Genomic DNA, 19,391 nt, shown 5'->3' on the forward strand with positions numbered 1-19,391 from the left:
AAGACCTCCTATGAAGTTATTCAGACTGCGCTTCTTTTAGTCTGCAATGCCTACTATTCTAGCCTTTCATGCAGACACAGCCGGTTCCTGAATACCACGGGTGGGCGAGTCGTCGGCCAGCGATCCTGGCACGACGGATGAGAGCCGGTATCGGCGTGCTTCTGCTGGCCGTCACCATTTCAGGATGCGCATCCTCAGCGGTGCATGTCAGTCAGCACGACCCCGACAATCTCCGCCCCACAGCCTGCGAGCAGGCGTGGACGCAAGCCAGGCAGTCGGAGCGGGTTCAGCAGGATCAGGCAGACAGCCGGGCCCAGGCCTGGGTCCAAGCGGCCCGCGAGTGCCCTGCTCGCCTGGACGAAGCTACGGTACACGCAGCCCAGGCTTTGACGGCCTCCCAGGACGACGCACAGGTAAATCGCCAAAAGGCTACGCTCAGGCTGGTCCAGGCTGCACAGCGGTTGGATCCGCTGGCCAAGGCGCTGCCCACCGAATTAGCCGATCAAGCCATCACCGGCGAAGACCGTTCCGGATTCGAACTCTCGGTCCTTGCGGCCCGCAAGACGGATGCTGCATGGATGCTGACCTTAGCCGATGCACACACTACTGCGGCGCAGATTCTGGTCGGTCACACCAAGCACGATCCCCGGCAGGGGGTCTATCCCACCACTGATCTGCTGGCGCACCCTGACGAGTGCACCGATCCCGCCAACGGAATACAGGCCCCCACTCCTGCCCTGATCGAGATGGATACGGCCCGGACCCTTCTGGCCGTGGGGAGAAAACTGAACGGATCCTCAGGCACGATACGAACTGATGTCAACCAGAACGCGAAAAGCCGCCAGGAGGCCACATTTGCCCTGGTTGACATGATCGTAGCCCACTTGTCCATGGCCATGAACCTTGGCTACCCGACCACTTCGTCAACCCTGCTGCAGACACCAAAGCGCTGACTTCCAAGACGGATCAGCCGCCCGCAGGCCGCTCTGATCGCACCCTCAGGTTTCCTCATCCGCATATACGAACAAGCCCTGCCAATGCGTGCTCAAGACCTGATCAAACATGAAGATCAATCGCCAAGCACAATAGATTAACCATCACTTACCGTAGATTTCACGAAACTTTGCGGGTGGCGTTAAAGGTTCAGGCAGTGATACTATAGAACGTGTTCCACAGGAGCATTCCATAGGAACGCGGGGGGTATGAACCCGTGCAATGCAGGAGGCGACCGGGTGCTGGCCATCGCATCGCCTTCTGCATTGGGCGGTCTTTTTTCATTTGCTCAACTCGAAGCTCAGAGCCGTGTCGGGCTGCTTGTGGTATTACGCGAACATACGACTCGACCGGCAAACCGACAGCCTTTATACGGATGCAGCCCTCCTTGTTCAATCTGCTGACAGAACCAGACGCCCGTTCCGGGAAGCCTTACCCTCGCCCACACCTAGGCAACCGGTGAATTCCCGACCATCGGAGGAAGTGATGGTTACTGCGTTTCCTGAGCGTTCCGCCTGGAAGACAAGGCTGCTTCCATCTTCCTCGGTTACCGTCGCACTGGCTCTTCCATCGTGAGCCAGGAAGACTGAGACCGTAGAATCGGTTCCATAGGCATATTCTGTTGAGTCCTGTCCCGGGCGAGTGACCAAAACAGTGCCATCACGCACCCAGAGCGGAACCGTGTCGAAGCCATGCTTTTCGTGCATCCACTGGCCGGACTGTCGGCAGTCCACCTGCCGGCCTGTGAACCAATCCGTCCATACCCCCTGGGGCAGGTAGTATTCCACATCACCCGTGTAGGAAAAAACCGGCGCCACCAAAAGCGATGGTCCCAGCATGTACTGGCGGTCGCAATCCAGTGCCGTTCTGTCGTCAGGAAACTCCATGAACATGGAACGCATGACCGGGATCCCCCGCTCATGTGCACCAAGTCCGACCTGGTAGAGGTAGGGCATCATGGATATCTTCAACCTGGTGAACTTTCGCAGCACACTCACTGCGGTCTGCTCAGGAGGATTGACCACTCCCCTGCGCTGATCCTCCTCATCGAAGAGCCAGGGAACCCGGTAGACAGTGGAGCCATGCAGCCTGGAGTGAGAGGAGAGCAGACCGAATGCTATCCAGCGTTTGTAAACGGCAGGGTCGGGTCTTGCTCCCTCAAAACCGCCGATATCGTGGCTCCAGAAACCAAAACCGGAACTTACCAACGACAGGCCAGCCCGCAAGGTCTGCGCCATGCCGTTGAAGGTGGACTCGCAGTCACCGCCCCAGTGAACAGGTTGCTGCTGGCCTCCCACCGTGGCAGATCGGGCATACAGGCAAGCCTGCCCTTTTCCGTAGACCTCTTCGATGGCCTTGAAGACGGTCTGATTGTACAGTTGCGTATACCAGTTATGCATGCTCGCGGGATCCGAACCGTCGAACCAGACCACATCGGCAGGGATGCGCTCGCCGAAATCGGTCTTGATGGCATCTACGCCCTGCTTGAGAAGATGCTTGACGTTCTCTTTGAACCACTTGCATGCGTCTGGATTAGTGAAATCCACCAACCCCATGCCAGCCTGCCAAAGATCGGTCTGCCATATGTCTCCATTGGGCTTGCGAACCAAGTAGCCCTTGTCTGCAGCCTGGTCAAAGAGGACACTTTCCTGCCCGATATATGGATTGATCCAGGCGCACACGTGCAGCCCCTTCTCCCGGTGGAGGCGCCCCAGGGTCCCCTCTATGTCAGGGAAGAAGCGTCGATCCCATTGGAAGTCTGTCCAGTGGAATTCCCTCATCCAATAGCAGTCGTAGTGAAAGACGCTCAGGGGAATATGCCGTTGAGCCATGCCATCGATCATGGAGGTCACGGTCTCCTCGTCATATTTCGTGGTGAAGGATGTGGTCAGCCAGAGCCCATACGACCAGGCGGGGACCTTGGCCGGACGACCCACCAATGCCGTGTATCGCTCCAGGATTCGTTCAGGGTTCGGACCGGCGATCAGATAGAAATCCAGAACTTCCCCGGGCACACTGAACTGCACGGTCTCCGTGTTTTCTGTGGCCACTTCGAAGGAGACATGCCCGCGGTTGTTGACCAGTACACCGTAGCCCTTGCTGGTCATATAGAAGGGAATGTCCTTATACCCTTGTTCGCTGGCTGTGCCGCCATCTTCGTTCCAGATGTCTATGCTCTGCCCGTTCTTCAGATAGGGGCCAAATCTTTCGCCGAAGCCGTAGACCCTCTCCCCGACTGTCAGCCCAAGTTGCATGGCAGTGAAGACCGGAGACTCATCATAAGCTCTGGCCGTGGGCGCGACGCCGAACTCACCCACCGGTTGCGTACTTACGGCGGCGTCGGGAGCCAGAGCGAACCTTGCCAAAGACTTGCCCCTGGCATGGGTGAGTTCCTTGCCCTCGCAGGCAAAGGCCATGTCGAAAACAGGACCCTTGGTCATGGTCAGGCTCAGATTGCCCGAGGTCAGAGTCACCGAAGCCCCATCCTCTCCGACCTCGCCGTCGCCAGCGCCTTGAGCGGTAGCCTTGACGAATCCGGAATCAGGATCCTGCTCGTGCACAGGGAAGCCCGGACAGGTCCTGGTCCCCTTCCAATGGGTTGCCTGCACCCGGATGACCCCTTCAGCCGGCGAGGTGGCATGGATCCGGAAGGTCGGCAGGTTCAGAGTGTCGGCCCTGCCGGTCACGACCCTGGTCGTAGCCAGGACATCGATGCTCCTCCCATCAGGTCCTACCGATAATTCATAGGGAGAACGTGCGTAGAGAGCCTCGACGCCGGGCCGGGTCAGCCAATATCCATTGGTGAACTTCATGTTATTTCACAGCTCCTGTAGTAATGCCCTTGGAAAGGGTTCTTTGGAAGATCAGATAGAAGATCAGCGTAGGTACGATGCTGATCAGCGAGGCCGCAGCCGTGGTGGTCACATCCATCAACCTGTCTCCGGTCAGCGACGCGATAGCAATGGGCACCGTCTGCTTGGAATTATCGATCAGGAAGGCCATGGGAATCATGTACTCATTCCAGGTCCAGATGAAGAAGAAGACCAGCATGACGCTCAGCGTGGGCTTGGAGATGGGGAAGACAATGTCTTTGAGAATCCTCCACCGGCTGGCCCCGTCGATTGTGGCAGCTTCCAAAATGGCCTTGGGGAAGGTTCCGTAGACGCTGGAGAGAAGATAGGTGCCGAACGCGCTCTGAATGACTGTGAATATGATGACGATCGACCATTGTGAGTTGTATAGGCCCATGGCCTTGAACATGATATAGAGCGGATAGAGCAGAGCTTCCTGCGGCATCATGTTGGCCAGCATAATCAGCAGGACGATCCAGCGCCTGCCCTTGACGCGGCCGATGCCCAGAGCGAAGGAGTTGAGCACCGACAGCCCGACAGCCAGAAATGACACCAGTGCACAAATCCATACGCTGTTCCAGACTTTCTGGGGGAATCGAACTCTGGTCCAGAATTTCACCAGTCCAACGGCGCTGAATTCGTGCGGCCAGGAAAGAGGACCTGAGGCGTTGTAGTCCGCCGTGGTTTTGAAGGCGTTCAGCAGAAGAACAAAAAACGGAAAGAGCATGATCAGTCCGCCGACGATCAGCAAGGCCAGAATCAGCCAATCTCCTGTCGTCCGATTCTTCCGTGCCTTGGGAATCTTGCTTACAGCTGTCATGATGTTACTCCTCGTCCTCTTGCTCGACCCGCTGCTGGACGTTGGTGAAAACGACAGAGATCACGATGATCACGATGGTCAGAGCCGTGGATATGGCGGCGCCATAGCCGACCTGTTGAGATTGGAAGAACTGCGTGTACGAATAGTATGAGGGCACGATGGTGCTGTCGCCCGGCCCTCCCTTGGTCAGCATGTACACCGGAGCGAAAACCTTCAAGGCTGCAATGGTGCAGGTCAGGGCTACCACGAAGATTTCCGGCTTGATTGCCGGCAGGGTAATGACTTTGAACCGTTGCCACCAATTGGCCCCGTCCAGACTCGCCGCTTCGTAGAGCTCAGGATCGACACGCTGCAGACCGGACATGAATATGACCAGGGGATAACCCAGCTGGATCCAAATCATGATGATCATCAGGAATATCAAGGCGGTATCGGGCGATCCCAGCCAGTTATGCTGAAAACGTCCCAGTCCCAGCCCTTTGAGTATGGCATTGAGAGCGCCGTTTTCGGGTCGGAAGATCCAGCCCATGACCAGAGCCGCCACCGAGATAGGCAGAAGCTGAGGGAAGTAGTAAACAGCGCGCATGGTTGAAGCGGTCTTGGCTCCGAACCGTTTTTGGACCACATCGAAGACCAGCGAGGCCAGAATCAGGCCGATCAGAATGGGGATAACGACCATGGCCACGATCATCCAGATGGAGTTGCGGAAAGAAGCCCAGAATGTAGCATCCCTGATCAGCCGCGACCAGTTGTCAATCCCGATCCACCGCGGAGGCCGTATCCCGCGGTAGTTGGTAAAGCTTAAATAAATGTTCCAGATTGCCGGCACGATGATGATCCATAAAAGAACCAACAACCCCGGTATCAGATACCACCAGAATCGATTTGAGGGATTGCCCGGTATCCTGGACATCCCGCGTTCCTCATCGGTCTTGGCAGCGACCGGTGCAGGATTTGCACTTCGAGATCCCATTGTTCGTTTCTCCTCAGCCTGAAAATGTGTCTATCAGGGCCCGCTGCAGATGGCAGCGGGATGGAAGCCGGCGAGGCCGTATCAAGAGCGCACCCGCCGGCCTATGGTTTGACTACTTTTTCAGCCCCGATGTCTCGACGCCTTTGTCATATTTGCCCTGAAGCTCCGTCAGCACGGCCTTGGTGTCCTTGGTCCCGTTGACCAATTCCTGTAGACCCGCGTTGAGCTCGTCATAGAAGGTTGAGGTAGGCCAGTCCGGATAGTAGCCCAGACGATCATCCTTGATGACCTGGTTGAAACCGGCGATCAGCTCCTTGCTCTTGGGATCGCTTATCTGTGCAGGATCTGCTGCAATGGGCAATCCGCCGGAGTTGCCCATCAGGTTCTGATTCTCTTTGCTCAGCGTTATGTCGATAAACTTCGCTGCAGCGTCCTTTTTCTTGGAACGCTCGGGAATCACCCAGATGTTGCCCGATCCACCGGGGATCTTCTTGGTTTCAGGGAAGAGGCCGACCTCCCAATTGACATTGGGAATATCGCTTTGGAAACGTCCGAACCACCAAGAACCCGAGAACAGCATGGGATAGGTCCCCTTCATGAAGTTCTGTCCTGCATCCTCGGCTTTGAGACCCGTCGAGTCCTTGCTGATGTAACCCTTGTTGACCCAGTCCTTGATCGTGTCAGTCGCATAGGTCATGGCCGGGCCTTGCCAGTCCACCTTCCCGTCGTAGCGCTGATAGGCGTCGATCAAGCGCTGGTCGGCTTTTTGCAGGACCAACTGCCACCAGAGATGTTGGAGCGGGTATTCAGCCACGCCCTCGGACAAGGCTGTGACGCCGTTGTCCTTGAACTTTTGCATGGCCTGCTCCAATTCGGGCATGGTCTTCGGTATGGCGATGCCATACTTGTCGAACATGTCCTTGTTGTAGTACATCATCACCTCCTCGCCATAGGTGGTGATGCCGTACCAGTCGCCGGATCCCATGACGCCCTTCTCGTCATACCGGCCCGGGACCGCCAAGGATCCAGTGATCTTCTTGTTCCACTGGTATTTCTTGACATAGTCATTGAGGTTGGACAGCAGACCCTGGCTTGAGAGCAGGCCCGCAGTGGCGTTGCCTTTGTTGTATTCCATCACATCTGGGGCGTCATCAGAGTTGAGGATCTGGCTGGCGTTTTGTCTGATTTGCTCGAAGGTCTTCTTCTCGAAGTTGACCTTGATACCGGTCTTCTTCTGAAAATCAGCAATGGCCTGCTTCCAGGCCTTGCCCTGGGCGCCGTTATCCTCCTCGTAATACCAGATCTTGATGGAATCAGGATGCTCCTCTTGGGCGCTGTCACTGCCGCCGCATCCGGATAAGGCCATGATGCCCGCCAGACTTGCCACAGCCGTAACAGCTGCCATGATTCTCCGGGGAAACTTCATCGCTCCTCTTTTCCTAGCTTCATCGCTTGACGATTCTCCTTATTGGACAACCATTTGTTAATTTAATGATTTGACTATAATTGACATAGTATTTCGATGTTTTTCGATAACCTATGACGCTACATGAAACCCGGTTTTATCCCCTGTGCGACGGTGCACAGAACATCAGTTTAAGGTTCTCAGCTATGTAGCCGGACCGGCCCAACAGATCCCCTGCGTTTGTAGTCGGAACGGATCAGCTCCACTGTTCCCGGTTTTTCCCCAACGCTTTCCAAACACTCCATCAACATATCCACCCCGCGAGAGCATGTTTCATGAGGTCTCATGGGAATCTCATCAAGAGGACGTTCCAGAACGGAGGCATTGCCGAAAGTACTTAATGCCAGCATGGAAACATCCTTTGGAATCGAAAGTCCACGTCTTGACAGCGCAACAATGACGTTGTTCATGTGACTGATGCTGGTCTGAGCCATGATCGCCGTGATCTCAGGGTCCAGCCGAAAAGCCTGATCAATCAACTGACTGACATGCCTGGCATCGTCGCCGGTGGAATACAGGAAAGTCGTCTTTATCCCCAGCACCTGGGCTCTGTCGATGGCAGCTTTTTTGGTTCGAACCAGGAAGTTGGAACCTTGCTCATAGGACTGGCTGTTGGATCCGACCATGAGCATATGCCGATGACCCATTCGATAGAACTCATCGACAGCTCGTCGGCCCATGGCATGAAAATCCACGTCAACGGAAATCAAATTGGACGGATCTCTGGCATATCCAATGGAGACATAGGGCACCAAGGAGGTATGTGCCTGGGCCACACGTGGATCCTCCATGGTCACATCCAAGAGGAGGACGCCATCAATCATGCCGCTGTATGACATTCGAAGGAGTTCGTCCGTATCGTTCTCATCCATCAGAAGCACCACGTTGTAGTGGTAGTGTCTGGCCCTGGCCACCACGGCGAAGAAAAAGGTGGCATAGTTCGAATAGTCGGTATAGGGATGCATGGGTGAGCTCAGCACGATCAGGTGGGTCCTGCGGTCCCTGCGGAGTATGGCGGCTCCGGAACCGGGGTGGTAATCCAATTGCTGGACTGCCTTGAGAACCCTGATCTTCGTTGTATCGCTTACAGGCCGCTTGCCCGAGAATACATAAGAAACGGTACTTATGGAAACTCCCGCCAGAGCAGCCACATCCTTGATACCGGCCAAAGAACCTCCTTCAGCAGGAAAACATGAGCCCCTTTATCTTAAGGTTTAGTCTTGCACACCAAGGCTCATGCACATACCCTCACCAGACAGTATATGAAAAAAGGCCCCGACCGTCGGGCCGGGACCAATGGGGGCGGTTGAGGCGAGATTCGAACTCGCGGAGGGAGTTGCCCTCACACGCTTTCGAGGCGTGCTCCTTAGACCGCTCGGACACTCAACCATGGTCGTTGCCCGACACTGCCGAACAACAACTTTTCTATTATGCCACAGAGTCCCTACCTGGCAAGCGGCGTGGCGCAGTTAACAGTTACCATGAACAGTCAGAGAGTCATAGTGTACGGCGAGCCCGGATGGCCTGCGCCCGTTCAGCCAGCTGGTCATCAGGTGGGTAGGCCACATGCTCCAGGGTCAGGCCCCGGGCATCTATGGGACCGGTGGAACCTTCGCGCAGTGGGTGGGCTACCTTGTCGGCAAACCATTGCACGGACCGGCGTCCCAGGCCCACCTGAATGCAGGCTGCGACCAGTGAGCGGACCATATTATGGGCAAATGCATCAGCTACGATCCGAAAAACGGTCAGCCCGGATTCCATGAAAGCCGGAAGGTATCCGACGGCGCTCTGATCCGGAGCAGTACCGAACAGATTCGCAGTCGTAACCAGATCCCAGTGTGCGGCCAGGATCTTGCGGATGGTCGTGCCGCCGGGGTTTGGCCTGGCGAAAGACCCAAAGTCATGCAGCCCGATGCACTCCGCTGCAGCCTCGTTCATAGCTCGCAGATCCAGGCTTCCCTCCAGATTCAGCACAAAGCCTCGCATGCGAGGATCCCCTGGCTGGCCTCCCTGGCTGACCCGATACAGATAGGTGCGTTCCAGGGCAGAAAAACGGGCATCGAAACCCGCTGGGGCCAATCTGAGACCGAGCAGGACGATGTCAGCAGGCAGCAGGTGCCGGAGGCGGCGTTCCAGGGCCTCAACACCATCGACCTCCATATGGCCCCTGCAGGAATCGAGCACAATATCGGGAATGTCCAGGTGAGCAACCTGGTGGGAAGCGTGAACCCCGGTGTCGGTCCTGCCAGCCACGATCAGTCTTGGTTCCCAGACGTCGTGGTTATGAGGAACTCCGCCTTGTGAGCCGCGGGCTCCGGTGATCAGAGACAGGGCCTGCTCGATGCAACCTTGGACCGTGCGAAGCCCTGGCTGCCGGGCCCAACCATGGAAGCCACCGCCGTCGTAGGCCAGATCCATGCGCAGCCTGACAAGGGACATCTTCCCCTCCTGACCTTCCATCAAGACCTCCCTGGCAGCAATGACAAACGGGGCCGGAGAGCCATGCTCCCCGACCCCGTCATCGAATGCAATAACCGATTACTCGGCAGACTTCTCGGCATCCTCAGCCACGTCGGCATCTTCCTCAGCCTGGGCTTCGGCCTGATCCGCCTTGTCGGCGGTCTGTTCCAGATCCTCAGCGGCCTGGTCAGCCTGGGCCACGTCCTGATCGGACTCATTGGCCTCGACAGCCTGGTCGACGGCATCCTTGGCAGCGCCTTCGGCGACAGCGGCATCGGTGGCTGCTGCCACCTCGGCATTTTCGTCCTTGGCGGCCACCTTGGCTGCGGACTCAGCCTCCTTGACCACGGCCTTCTTGGCCGACAGGGGCTCGGTGACCAGCTCGATCACGGCCTGTGGGGAGTTGTCTCCACGGCGGGGCGCGATCTTGGTGATGCGGGTGTAGCCACCTTCACGCTGCTGCATCTGCTCGGCGATCTGCGTGAACAGGATGTGGACCACAGACTTGTCACGGATGACACGCATGACACGACGGCGGGCAGGCAGATCCCCACGCTTGGCGAAGGTGATCAGCCGCTCAGCCAGGGGACGCAGGCGCTTGGCCTTGGGCAGAGTGGTCGTGATACGGCCGTTGGCAAAGAGGCTGGTGGCCATGTTGGCCAGCATCAGCCGCTCGTGTGCCGGGCTGGAGGCCAGACGTGGGCCCTTGCTAGGTTTTGGCATTGGATTATCTCCTTACGGCCGGGAGGACAGGTGGGCATACGCCCGAACATCCGACTTCCCGGAATTGCTGTCAGCAGGCAAAGGAACCCTTCCCCTCGCCCGCTCATACGAAGGCTGCAGCCTCTCACTCGTCGTCAGGCGAGAAGAAGGTGCCCCCCTCGAGATTATTGGTGTCGAAGCCCAGCGGGGAGGCCTTCAGCGACAGCCCCATGCCCTCAAGCTTCTCCTTGACCTCGTCGATGGACTTCATGCCGAAGTTGCGAATGTCCAGCAGATCCTGCTCGGTGTGCGAGACCAGCTCGCCGATGGTGTGGATTCCCTCGCGCTTGAGGCAGTTGTAGGAACGCTGCGTCAGGTTCAGATCCTCAATCGGCACAGACATCTGCGGATCGGCTTCTTCCACCACAGGCTCGGGTCCGACCTCCACGCCCTCAGCCTGGGTGTTGAGCTCGCGGCAGAGACCGAAGAGTTCAACCAGGGTCGACCCGGCGGATGCCACCGCGTCACGCGGCGAGATTGCCGGCTTGGTCTCCACATCCAGGATCAACTTGTCAAAATCCGTGCGCTGCTCGACACGGGTGGCCTCGACCTTGTAGCTGACCTTGAGTACTGGAGAGTAGATGGAATCGACCGGGATGCGGCCAATCTCATCGTTGTCCTGCTTGTTGAGCTGGGCCTGGACGTATCCACGCCCACGCTCCACCGTAAACTCGATCTCCAACTCGCCATCCTCGGCCAGGGTCGCGATATGCAGATCAGGATTGGCCACGGTGACACCGGCCGGCGGGGTGATGTCCCCGGCGGTGGCTTCGCCCTTGCCGCTCTTGCGCAAATACATGACCACAGGCTCGTCGTACTCGCTGGTCAGCACGATGCCCTTGATGTTGAGCAGGATCTCAGTGACGTCCTCCTCCACACCAGGCAGCGTGGTGAACTCGTGCAGGGCACCCGAGATGCGGACCGAGGTCACAGCCGCACCGGGTATGGAGCTCAGCAGGGTACGACGCAGGGAGTTGCCCAGGGTGTACCCGAATCCGGGCTCCAGCGGCTCGATGGTGAAACGGGAGCGCTGGGCATTGACGACTTCTTCAGTAAGAGTCGGACGCTGTGCAATAAGCACTGTTGCTATCCTTTCAGCTCCAACCGGTGGTGCACTCACCGGTCTTCGCGGGTGGATTCATGGGTTTTTTAGTGCTCAGACGCGACGGCGCTTGGGAGGACGAACGCCATTGTGTGCCTGTGGGGTCACATCAGAGATGGAACCGACCTCCAGGCCTGCGGACTGCAGGGAGCGGATGGCGGTCTCGCGGCCCGAACCCGGGCCCTTGACGAAGACATCCACCTTCTTGACCCCATGCTCCATGGCCTTGCGGGCTGCGGATTCGGCGGCCATGCCCGCTGCGTAAGGAGTGGACTTGCGGGAGCCCTTGAAGCCTACGTCGCCGCCTGAAGCCCAGGCCACTACAGCACCGGAAGGATCGGTGATGGAGATGATGGTGTTGTTGAATGTTGACTTGATATGCGCCTGCCCGACCGGAACCGACTTGCGATCCCGACGACGAGGCTTGCGCGCGGCCTGCTTTGCTGCTGCCATTGATCCTCGTTTCCTTGTCACGAATAACTGATTGCTAGTGCGATTCATCGGGGACCCTCATCCCCGCTTCGCATTCGGCCTTACTTGGTCGCCTTCTTCTTTCCGGCGACGGTGCGCTTGGGTCCCTTACGGGTGCGGGCGTTGGTCTTGGTCCGCTGACCACGCACGGGCAGACCCCTGCGGTGGCGCTGGCCCTGATAGCAATTGATCTGGATCTTACGGCGAATATCAGCGTCGATCTCACGACGCAGATCACCCTCGATCTTATAGTTGCCTTCGAGGTAATCACGCAGCGTAATGAGCTGCTCATCCGTGAGATCCTTGACGCGGGTGTCCGGATTCACTCCGGTCGCGGCAAGTGTTTCCTTGGCGCGGGTACGCCCAACACCGAAAATGTAGGTGAGGGCTATCTCTATGCGCTTCTCGTTGGGGATGTCGACTCCGGCAAGACGTGCCATTGCGATTCCTTTTTTGTTCTACGCAGGTCGTGCACCGAGTCTTCCGGTCTCCCGGCCCGGGCCTGCGCACCCGGGGTTCAGCCTGTTGGCTGTGACTCAGCGCCTTTGGTGTTCGTTGCCGCTGGGAATCCGCTCAGCCCTGGCGCTGCTTATGGCGTGGGTTTTTGCAGATCACCATGACGCGGCCGTGACGACGAATCACGCGGCAGTTCTCGCAGATTCTCTTCACACTAGGGCTGACCTTCATGGTTTTCCTTTGCTTGTGTACCTTGTTACTTATACCGGTACGTAATCCGTCCGCGGTTCAGATCATAGGGACTCATTTCGAGCACCACCCGATCCTGGGGCAGAATGCGAATGTAGTTCTTACGCATCTTGCCGGAAATGGTGGCCAGCACCAGGTGCTTGTTCTCGAGCTCGACGCGGAACATCGCATTCGGGAGAGCCTCGACCACACGCCCTTCCACCTCGATCACACCATCTTTTGCCATAAGCCTTCTATCCGATCCTCGGCCGGTTACACAGCGCGTCGAAAGACACGCCAAATGGTAAGTATAGCATGAGTAGACCCAGAATTGGGCAATAGCGTGTTGACACGACAAAAGGGCCGTCTGGACGGCTGCCGCTCAATCAGTATAGCAGTCATTCAGGCGGTCCGTTACGGATCCGAGTCCCTCAGTCTTCGATGGCGATGTTCTGCGTGTTGTCAGCAGGTTCGATGCTGGTCTTGGGCAGAGTCACCTCCAGGGTGCCGTTGGCATAGTGGGCATGAATGTCCTCCTGGCGGACCTTGTCACCAACGTAGAAGCTACGGGAGCAGGATCCGGTGTAGCGCTCACGCCGAATCCACCGTCCCTGGTCATCCTTGTCACCCTGGTCACCGTTCTTCTGGGCGGAGACAATCAGGTAACCGTCCTCCAGACGCAGGCCGATGTCCTTCTTGTCGAAGCCGGGCATGTCGATGGAGAGCTGGTACTGTCCATCCTTCTCACGCACATCCGTGTTCATTAAGGGGCTGTTCAGCGCGTTCTTGGCGCCCTGGCCCTGCCGACGCCCGTCACGCCAGTTGTTGAAGAAGGGATCGTCGAAGAAGTCGCCGAAGATCGAATTGTTCATCAATGCGGGAAACATAGCCATAATCACATCTCCTGATTCTCTAAGTCATAGTTTCTGCGGACCAGAACCCCAGGTGGACATCCTGACCTGTCCTCCCGGGCTCCCTGCCCTTCACTTTGTCCAAACCGCAGGCCCCGAGTTTCATGCCCAATGTTCACCCAAGGAATAAAAGTTGAGTCTAGAAGACTCAACTTTTGACAGTAACCCAGCTTGCTCTTCCTGGTCCTCTCATTCTTCGGGCCTTCAATGACCACATGTCAGACATTACGGGACAGAATTCTTGTGACGTAACTTTGAGGCATTTACCATAGGATAAGATTCCGCCAGCCCCCGCAGGCTCTTGAGGGCGGACCCAATCGCATGTGGACCGGACGGACCGGCCATTCCTAGTCAAAGGAGCTCAGATGCTCACCAACGAATACATCAAGCGCGTATACCAGCAGGTTGAGAAGCGCGACGGCGACCAGCCGGAATTCCTGCAGGCTGTTCGCGAAGTTTTCTCCAGCCTGGAACCCGTGGTGGAGCGGCATCCCGAGTATGAGGCCAATGGCGTGCTGGAGCGTCTGGTCGAGCCCGAACGTGCAGTCAAGTTCCGTGTGGCCTGGACCGACGATCAGGGCCACGTTCAGGTCAACCGCGGCTACCGGTTCCAATTCAATTCGGCCATCGGCCCCTACAAGGGTGGCCTGCGCTTCCACCCGACCGTGACCGAGTCGGTCATCAAGTTCCTGGGCTTCGAGCAGATTCTGAAGAATTCGCTGACCGGTCTGCCCATGGGCGGCGCCAAGGGAGGATCCGACTTCGACCCCAAGGGCCGCTCGGATGCCGAGGTCATGCGCTTCTGCCAGGCCTTCATGACCGAGCTGCAGCGCCACATCGGACAGTTCACCGATGTGCCCGCCGGCGACATCAACGTAGGATCCCGCGAGATCGGCTACTTGTTCGGCCAGTACAAGAGAATGCGGGACGAGTACTCGGGTGTTCTGACTGGCAAGGACCTGACCTTCGGCGGCTCCCTGGCCAGGACCGAGGCCACGGGATACGGCCTGTGCTACTACACCCAGGAGGCCCTGCAGACACTGCGCAAGGATTCCTTCCAGGGCAAGACCGTCGTCATCTCCGGTTCGGGCAACGTGGCCATCTTCGCCACCGAAAAGGCCCAACAGCTGGGCGCCAAGGTGGTAACGGCATCCGACTCCAACGGCTACGTTTATGACCCCAATGGGATTGACCTCGACGTGGTCAAGGACATCAAACTGGGCCACCGCGGCCGAATTCGCGAGTATGCGGACCGCGTGGACTCCGCTGAGTACCACGAGGGCTGCAAGGGCGTCTGGACCGTGCCCTGCGACATCGCCCTGCCCTGCGCCACACAGAACGAAATCGACGAGGAATCCGCAAAGACCCTGGTCGCCAACGGATGCACCGTGGTCTGCGAGGGCGCCAACATGCCCTCCACCCCCGAGGCTATCCAGGTCTACCAGGATAACAAGGTGCTCTACGGGCCCGCCAAGGCCGCCAATGCCGGCGGCGTGGCCGTCTCCGGCCTGGAGATGAGCCAGAACTCCCTGCGCCTGCAGTGGACCTTCGACGAGGTGGATCAGCGACTGAAGGACATCATGACTGGAATCTTCCAGAAGTCCTACCAAGCCTCCAAGGAATACGGGCATGAGGGCGACCTGATGCTGGGTGCCAACGTGGCCGGCTTCACCAAGGTGGCCGATGCCATGGTGGCCCAGGGCATCCTCTGAGATCGAACCTGATTCCTATTCATAAAGGGCCTGACCTGCTGAATTTGCAGGTCAGGCCCTTCTTTTCATGGGGATACCAGTAACTCAGAAGGGGATTGAATTTGCCAAGCCATCAGCTACGTGTAGGGGCGGAAGCATCAGTCACGTGTCGCCCCGCCCCACTGGTTTTGCTTATTGTCGAATCGCAAACTATCGGTGCCTTCTCCCAAGGTTCGGCAATTCAGGAGAACCCTACTCCAGTTCCAGGGCTCCGGTGTAGAGCTGGTAGTACTCGCCGTGCCTGGCTATCAGCTCATCATGATTGCCGCGCTCGATGATCCGTCCGTGATCCAGAACCATGATCACATCGGAGTTACGGACCGTGGAGAGCCGGTGGGCGATGACGAAGACCGTTCGGCCGCGCATCAATGCGTCCATGCCCTGCTGGACCACCTCCTCGGTGCGTGTGTCGATTGAGGAAGTGGCTTCGTCAAGGATCATGGCCGGAGGATCGGCCACAGCCGCCCTGGCAATGGATATCAGCTGGCGCTGACCCTGGGACAGCCCGCTTCCATCCCCCTCTAGAACGGTCTGGTAGCCCTGGGGAAGCATGCGGATGAAGCTGTCGGCGTTGGTCATCCTGGCAGCTTCGATGCACTCCTCGTCCGTGGCATCCAGGCGCCCGTAGCGGATGTTGTCCAGGACGGTGCCCGTGAAGAGGTTGACATCCTGAAGGACGATGCCCAGGGAGCGGCGGAGGTCAGGCTTGCGGATGTTCCTCACATCGATCCCGTCATAGAGGATCTGCCCCTGCTGGATGTCATAGAAACGGTTGATGAGGTTGGTGATCGTGGTCTTGCCGGCCCCCGTGGCGCCGACCAAAGCCACCTTCTGCCCGGGCTTGGCAAACCAGGTGATGTCGTGCAGGACAGGCTTGCTCGGGTCATACCCGAAGCTGACATCGGTGAATCGGACATCCCCCTGCAGGAGGGTGTATCGGCCATCAGGCGAGGTGATCGCCTGATCCTTGGCCTTCAGGGCCACATCCCGGGCATCGCCTGGAAGCTTCATGGCGGCCTCCAGCGAGCGCCTGCCGTCGTCATCGGCCTCACGCTTCCAGGCCCAGTGCCCGGTTTCATGGTCGACGGGGGTCATGGTCCGGCCGTCCGAGGCCAGTTCGACGCTGACCAATCTGACCGTGCCCTGGTCGGACTCGACAGGCTGGTCCATCAGATCGAAGATCCTGGAGGCGCCGGCCAGGGCCATCATGACCATGTTGAACTGCATGGAGACCTGGCCGATGGGGTTGATGAAGGAGCGGGAAAGGGTCAGAAGGGAGACGATGGTTCCCAGGGTCAGCGGCCCTGCCCCGGTCAGCCCCACATTGCCCATGCCGGCGATGCCGGCCAGTCCGCCAACGATGGCCAGGATGACATAGAGCAGGTAGCCCATGTTGCCCACGACCGGCATGGTGACGTTGCCGTAGGTGTTGGCCTCGGCCGAAGCCTGGAAGAGCTCCTGGTTCCTCTGCTCGAAGACCTTGGCGGTGGCATCCTCATGGTTGAAGACCTTGATGACCTTCTGTCCGTTGACGGCCTCTTCCACGAAGGCGTTCACCTGGCCCAGATAGCGCTGCTGGTGAACGAAGTAGCGACCGCTTCGGGTGACCAGAACCCGGACCACTACAATCAGGACCGCCGCGAAGACCAGGGTTAGAACGGTGAAGGGGATGGAGAGCCAGAGCATGGAGATCAGGGCTGCCAAGGCGGACAGGACCGAGGAGACCATCTGCGGGAAGGACTGGGAGATGGCCTGACGGAGGGTATCCGTGTCGTTGGTGTAGCGGCTCATGGTGTCGCCGTGCTCATGGGTATCGAAGAAGCCGATGGGCAGCTCCTGCTGGTGGGCGAACATCTGGTCGCGGATGGTCTTCAAAGTGCCCTGCTCCACCTTGACGATCAGCCAGTTCCAGAACCAGGAGCAGAAGGTCCCCACTGCATAGAGGCAGCCCATCAGAATCAGGGTCCTCATGAGCGGTCCCCAGTCAGGGTCGGCGGCTCCGACCAGCGGCAGGATGTAATGGTCGATCAGCGGTTGGAGGAAGAAGGCCGATGCCGCCTGGGCCCCGGCGCTGATGATGATGCAGACCACAATCACCACCAACTGCCAACGGTAGGCCAGCAGGTAGCGCAGGATGCGACGGGTCGTTCCCGGCGCGGCCTTGTCCAGACGGGGCTTGCGGTCCTTGAATGATCCGTCACTCATGGTCCTTGTCCTCCTCGCTCTGGTTCCTGGTCTGTGACTCGTAGATGGATCGGTATTCCTGACATGTTCGCAGGAGCTCCTGGTGGGTGCCCTTGTCGAGGATCCTGCCCTCGTCCAGGACCACGATCATGTCGGCGTCCTCCACAGAGGCCAGACGCTGGGAGATGATGATCTTGGTGGTGTCGGGGATCTCCTGGCCGAAGGCCCGGCGGATCAGCTGGTCCGTCTTGGTGTCCACGGCGCTGGTAGAGTCATCCAGAATCAGGATGTCGGGCTTCTTCAGCAGGGCACGCGCTATGCACAGACGCTGTCGCTGGCCGCCAGAGAGGTTGGTACCGCCCTCATCCAGGTAGGTCTGATAGCCATCGGGAAACTCCCGCACGAAACCGTCGGCCTGGGCCAGAGTACAGGCGCGCACCAGCTCTTCGTCCGTGGCTTGAGGATTACCCCAGCGCAGGTTCTCGGCGATGGTCCCGGTGAAAAGGACATTCTTCTGGAGCACCATGGCCACCTGGTCGCGCAGGACGGTCAGGTCGTATTGGCGTACGTCCACGCCGCCCACCTGGAGGGACCCCTCGGTCACGTCGTAGAGACGGGGTATGAGCTGGACCAGGCTGGATTTGGAGGAGCCGGTCCCGCCCACGATGCCCAGGGTGGAGCCCGAGGGAACGTCAAGATTGATATGACTCAGAACAGGGCGTTCGGATCGTTCCGAGTAGCGGAAGGTCACATCCTGGAAGCTGATGGACCCGTCGGCCACCTTCATGACCGGCTTGGCGGGATCATGCACAGTGCTGACCTCATTCAGCACCTGGCAGATGCGCTCCGCCGAGGCCTGGGAGATGACGACCATGACCACGATCATGGAGACCATGTTCATGGCCATCATGATTTGGATGGCATAGGTGACCAGGGCGGTCAGATCGCCTGTGGTCAGTCCTAGGGCCGCATTGTTCCCGGATGCCACAATCTGGGAGGCGCCCATCCAGGATATGACCAGCAGAGAGGCATAAATGCAGAAGTTCAGCAATGCCGGGTTCAGGCTCATGATCCGCTCGGCCTTGCAGAAGGCACGGTAGATAGCCAGGGAGATACCGTTGAATTTGCGCTCCTCGTAGTCCTCCCGGTTATAGGACTTGACCACCCTGATGCCCTGAAGGTTCTCGTCCACCACATTGTTGAGGTGGTCGTAGGTGTGGAAGACCCGCTCGAAGATGGGATGAACCAGCAGGGACAGACCGATCAGGCCAAAGCCCAGGATGGGGATGGCGATCAGGAAGACCAGGGATATGGGCCTGGAGATCCTATAAGAGAAGAGCCAGGCCACGATGACCATGATCGGCGCCCTGACCCCGACCCTGATCACCATCTGATAGGCGTTCTGCAGGTTGGTCACATCGGTGGTCAGCCTGGTGATGATGGACCCAGTTGAGAAGCGGTCGATGTTGGTAAAGCTGAAGGACTGCACTTTGGCGAACAGATCGCTGCGGACATTCTTGGCCAGGCCGGAAGAGGCGATGGCCGCATACCGCCCGGACATGAACCCGGAGAACAGGGAGACGGCCGAGCAGGCCAGCAATATCAGCCCGAACTTGAAGATGGCCGGCATGGACCTCCCCGAGACCCCTTGGTCAATCAGGGAGGCCATGATGGTCGGGATCACAATCTCGAGGACGCTCTCCAGAAAGACGAAGGCCGGAGCCAGAAAACTGGCCTTCCGGTATTCGCGCAGGGAGCGCAGAATGGTTCGGATGGTGTGCTTTGGACGCGCTGGTTCCTGCTTATCCGATCTGACCACGGATGCCGTAGAGCCCTTCAAGTAGACCTCTTCTGTTACTGTACTGGTTTCTGTATTTTCCCGGCCAATCACCGACATGCAATACCCTCGCCAGAGGGTCTGAATGCACCAAGGCTATCACCCTGTCCGCCAGTGTTGGGCGGA

General features: G+C 58.3%; 17 protein-coding genes and 1 tRNA gene. 2 read left to right on the forward strand and 16 right to left on the reverse strand.

Annotated elements, in window-relative coordinates:
• Window positions 1-68 precede the first annotated feature (68 nt).
• Window positions 69-953 (forward strand): hypothetical protein, encoded by an 885-nt coding sequence (locus LPC22_RS02130; RefSeq protein WP_229131853.1) that lies wholly within the window; start codon window positions 69-71, stop codon window positions 951-953.
• A gap of 432 nt (window positions 954-1,385) precedes the next feature.
• Here the strand turns inward: LPC22_RS02130 and yicI are convergent, their stop codons facing one another.
• The 14 genes from yicI to LPC22_RS02200 all read right to left on the reverse strand — a co-directional run bounded on the left by yicI (window position 1,386) and on the right by LPC22_RS02200 (window position 13,475).
• Entirely contained in the window at window positions 1,386-3,806 is a 2,421-nt protein-coding gene (yicI, locus tag LPC22_RS02135) for an alpha-xylosidase (RefSeq protein ID WP_229131854.1), read from the reverse strand.
• Window position 3,807: 1 nt separating this feature from the next.
• A complete protein-coding gene (locus LPC22_RS02140) occupies window positions 3,808-4,665 on the reverse strand; it encodes a carbohydrate ABC transporter permease (protein WP_024626772.1) in 858 nt (285 codons plus the stop codon).
• 4 nt (window positions 4,666-4,669) lie between these two features.
• A complete protein-coding gene (locus tag LPC22_RS02145) occupies window positions 4,670-5,638 on the reverse strand; it encodes a carbohydrate ABC transporter permease (protein WP_024626773.1) in 969 nt (322 codons plus the stop codon).
• Between the two features lie 112 nt (window positions 5,639-5,750).
• Window positions 5,751-7,043 (reverse strand): ABC transporter substrate-binding protein, encoded by a 1,293-nt coding sequence (locus LPC22_RS02150; RefSeq protein ID WP_229131855.1) that lies wholly within the window; start codon window positions 7,041-7,043, stop codon window positions 5,751-5,753.
• A gap of 200 nt (window positions 7,044-7,243) precedes the next feature.
• On the reverse strand, window positions 7,244-8,272 hold the full coding sequence (locus tag LPC22_RS02155; protein ID WP_229131856.1) for a LacI family DNA-binding transcriptional regulator: 1,029 nt from the start codon (window positions 8,270-8,272) through the stop codon (window positions 7,244-7,246).
• Between the two features lie 134 nt (window positions 8,273-8,406).
• Window positions 8,407-8,492, reverse strand: a tRNA-Ser gene (locus tag LPC22_RS02160).
• Between the two features lie 108 nt (window positions 8,493-8,600).
• Window positions 8,601-9,563 (reverse strand): tRNA pseudouridine synthase A, encoded by a 963-nt coding sequence (locus LPC22_RS02165; protein WP_229131857.1) that lies wholly within the window; start codon window positions 9,561-9,563, stop codon window positions 8,601-8,603.
• 78 nt (window positions 9,564-9,641) lie between these two features.
• Window positions 9,642-10,286 (reverse strand): 50S ribosomal protein L17, encoded by a 645-nt coding sequence (gene rplQ / locus LPC22_RS02170; RefSeq protein WP_229131858.1) that lies wholly within the window; start codon window positions 10,284-10,286, stop codon window positions 9,642-9,644.
• 124 nt (window positions 10,287-10,410) lie between these two features.
• Complete coding sequence (locus LPC22_RS02175; protein ID WP_015022327.1) at window positions 10,411-11,406, reverse strand: DNA-directed RNA polymerase subunit alpha; 996 nt, start codon at window positions 11,404-11,406, stop codon at window positions 10,411-10,413.
• Window positions 11,407-11,481: 75 nt separating this feature from the next.
• The gene (gene rpsK / locus LPC22_RS02180) at window positions 11,482-11,880 is read right to left on the reverse strand and encodes a 30S ribosomal protein S11 (RefSeq protein WP_015022328.1); all 399 of its coding nucleotides are present in this window, start codon (window positions 11,878-11,880) and stop codon (window positions 11,482-11,484) included.
• Between the two features lie 80 nt (window positions 11,881-11,960).
• A complete protein-coding gene (rpsM, locus tag LPC22_RS02185) occupies window positions 11,961-12,338 on the reverse strand; it encodes a 30S ribosomal protein S13 (RefSeq protein ID WP_015022329.1) in 378 nt (125 codons plus the stop codon).
• 133 nt (window positions 12,339-12,471) lie between these two features.
• On the reverse strand, window positions 12,472-12,585 hold the full coding sequence (gene rpmJ / locus LPC22_RS02190; protein ID WP_015022330.1) for a 50S ribosomal protein L36: 114 nt from the start codon (window positions 12,583-12,585) through the stop codon (window positions 12,472-12,474).
• 25 nt (window positions 12,586-12,610) lie between these two features.
• Window positions 12,611-12,829, reverse strand: coding sequence for a translation initiation factor IF-1 (gene infA, locus LPC22_RS02195; RefSeq protein WP_015022331.1), 219 nt, complete (start codon window positions 12,827-12,829; stop codon window positions 12,611-12,613).
• A gap of 184 nt (window positions 12,830-13,013) precedes the next feature.
• On the reverse strand, window positions 13,014-13,475 hold the full coding sequence (locus LPC22_RS02200) for an Hsp20/alpha crystallin family protein (protein ID WP_029678055.1): 462 nt from the start codon (window positions 13,473-13,475) through the stop codon (window positions 13,014-13,016).
• A 383-nt stretch (window positions 13,476-13,858) separates the two neighbouring features.
• Between LPC22_RS02200 and gdhA the strand changes: the two genes are divergently transcribed.
• Complete coding sequence (gene gdhA, locus LPC22_RS02205; protein WP_229131859.1) at window positions 13,859-15,205, forward strand: NADP-specific glutamate dehydrogenase; 1,347 nt, start codon at window positions 13,859-13,861, stop codon at window positions 15,203-15,205.
• Window positions 15,206-15,436: 231 nt separating this feature from the next.
• Here gdhA and LPC22_RS02210 read toward each other — a convergent pair whose 3' ends face one another.
• Both LPC22_RS02210 and LPC22_RS02215 read right to left on the reverse strand, forming a co-directional pair.
• A complete protein-coding gene (locus tag LPC22_RS02210; RefSeq protein ID WP_229131860.1) occupies window positions 15,437-17,449 on the reverse strand; it encodes an ABC transporter ATP-binding protein in 2,013 nt (670 codons plus the stop codon).
• A complete protein-coding gene (locus LPC22_RS02215) occupies window positions 17,442-19,325 on the reverse strand; it encodes an ABC transporter ATP-binding protein (protein WP_229131861.1) in 1,884 nt (627 codons plus the stop codon). Before LPC22_RS02215 ends, LPC22_RS02210 begins: the two co-directional genes overlap by 8 nt.
• Window positions 19,326-19,391: the final 66 nt, after the last annotated feature.

This window comes from Bifidobacterium mizhiense (assembly GCF_020884755.1).
Lineage (GTDB): Bacteria > Actinomycetota > Actinomycetes > Actinomycetales > Bifidobacteriaceae > Bombiscardovia > Bombiscardovia mizhiensis.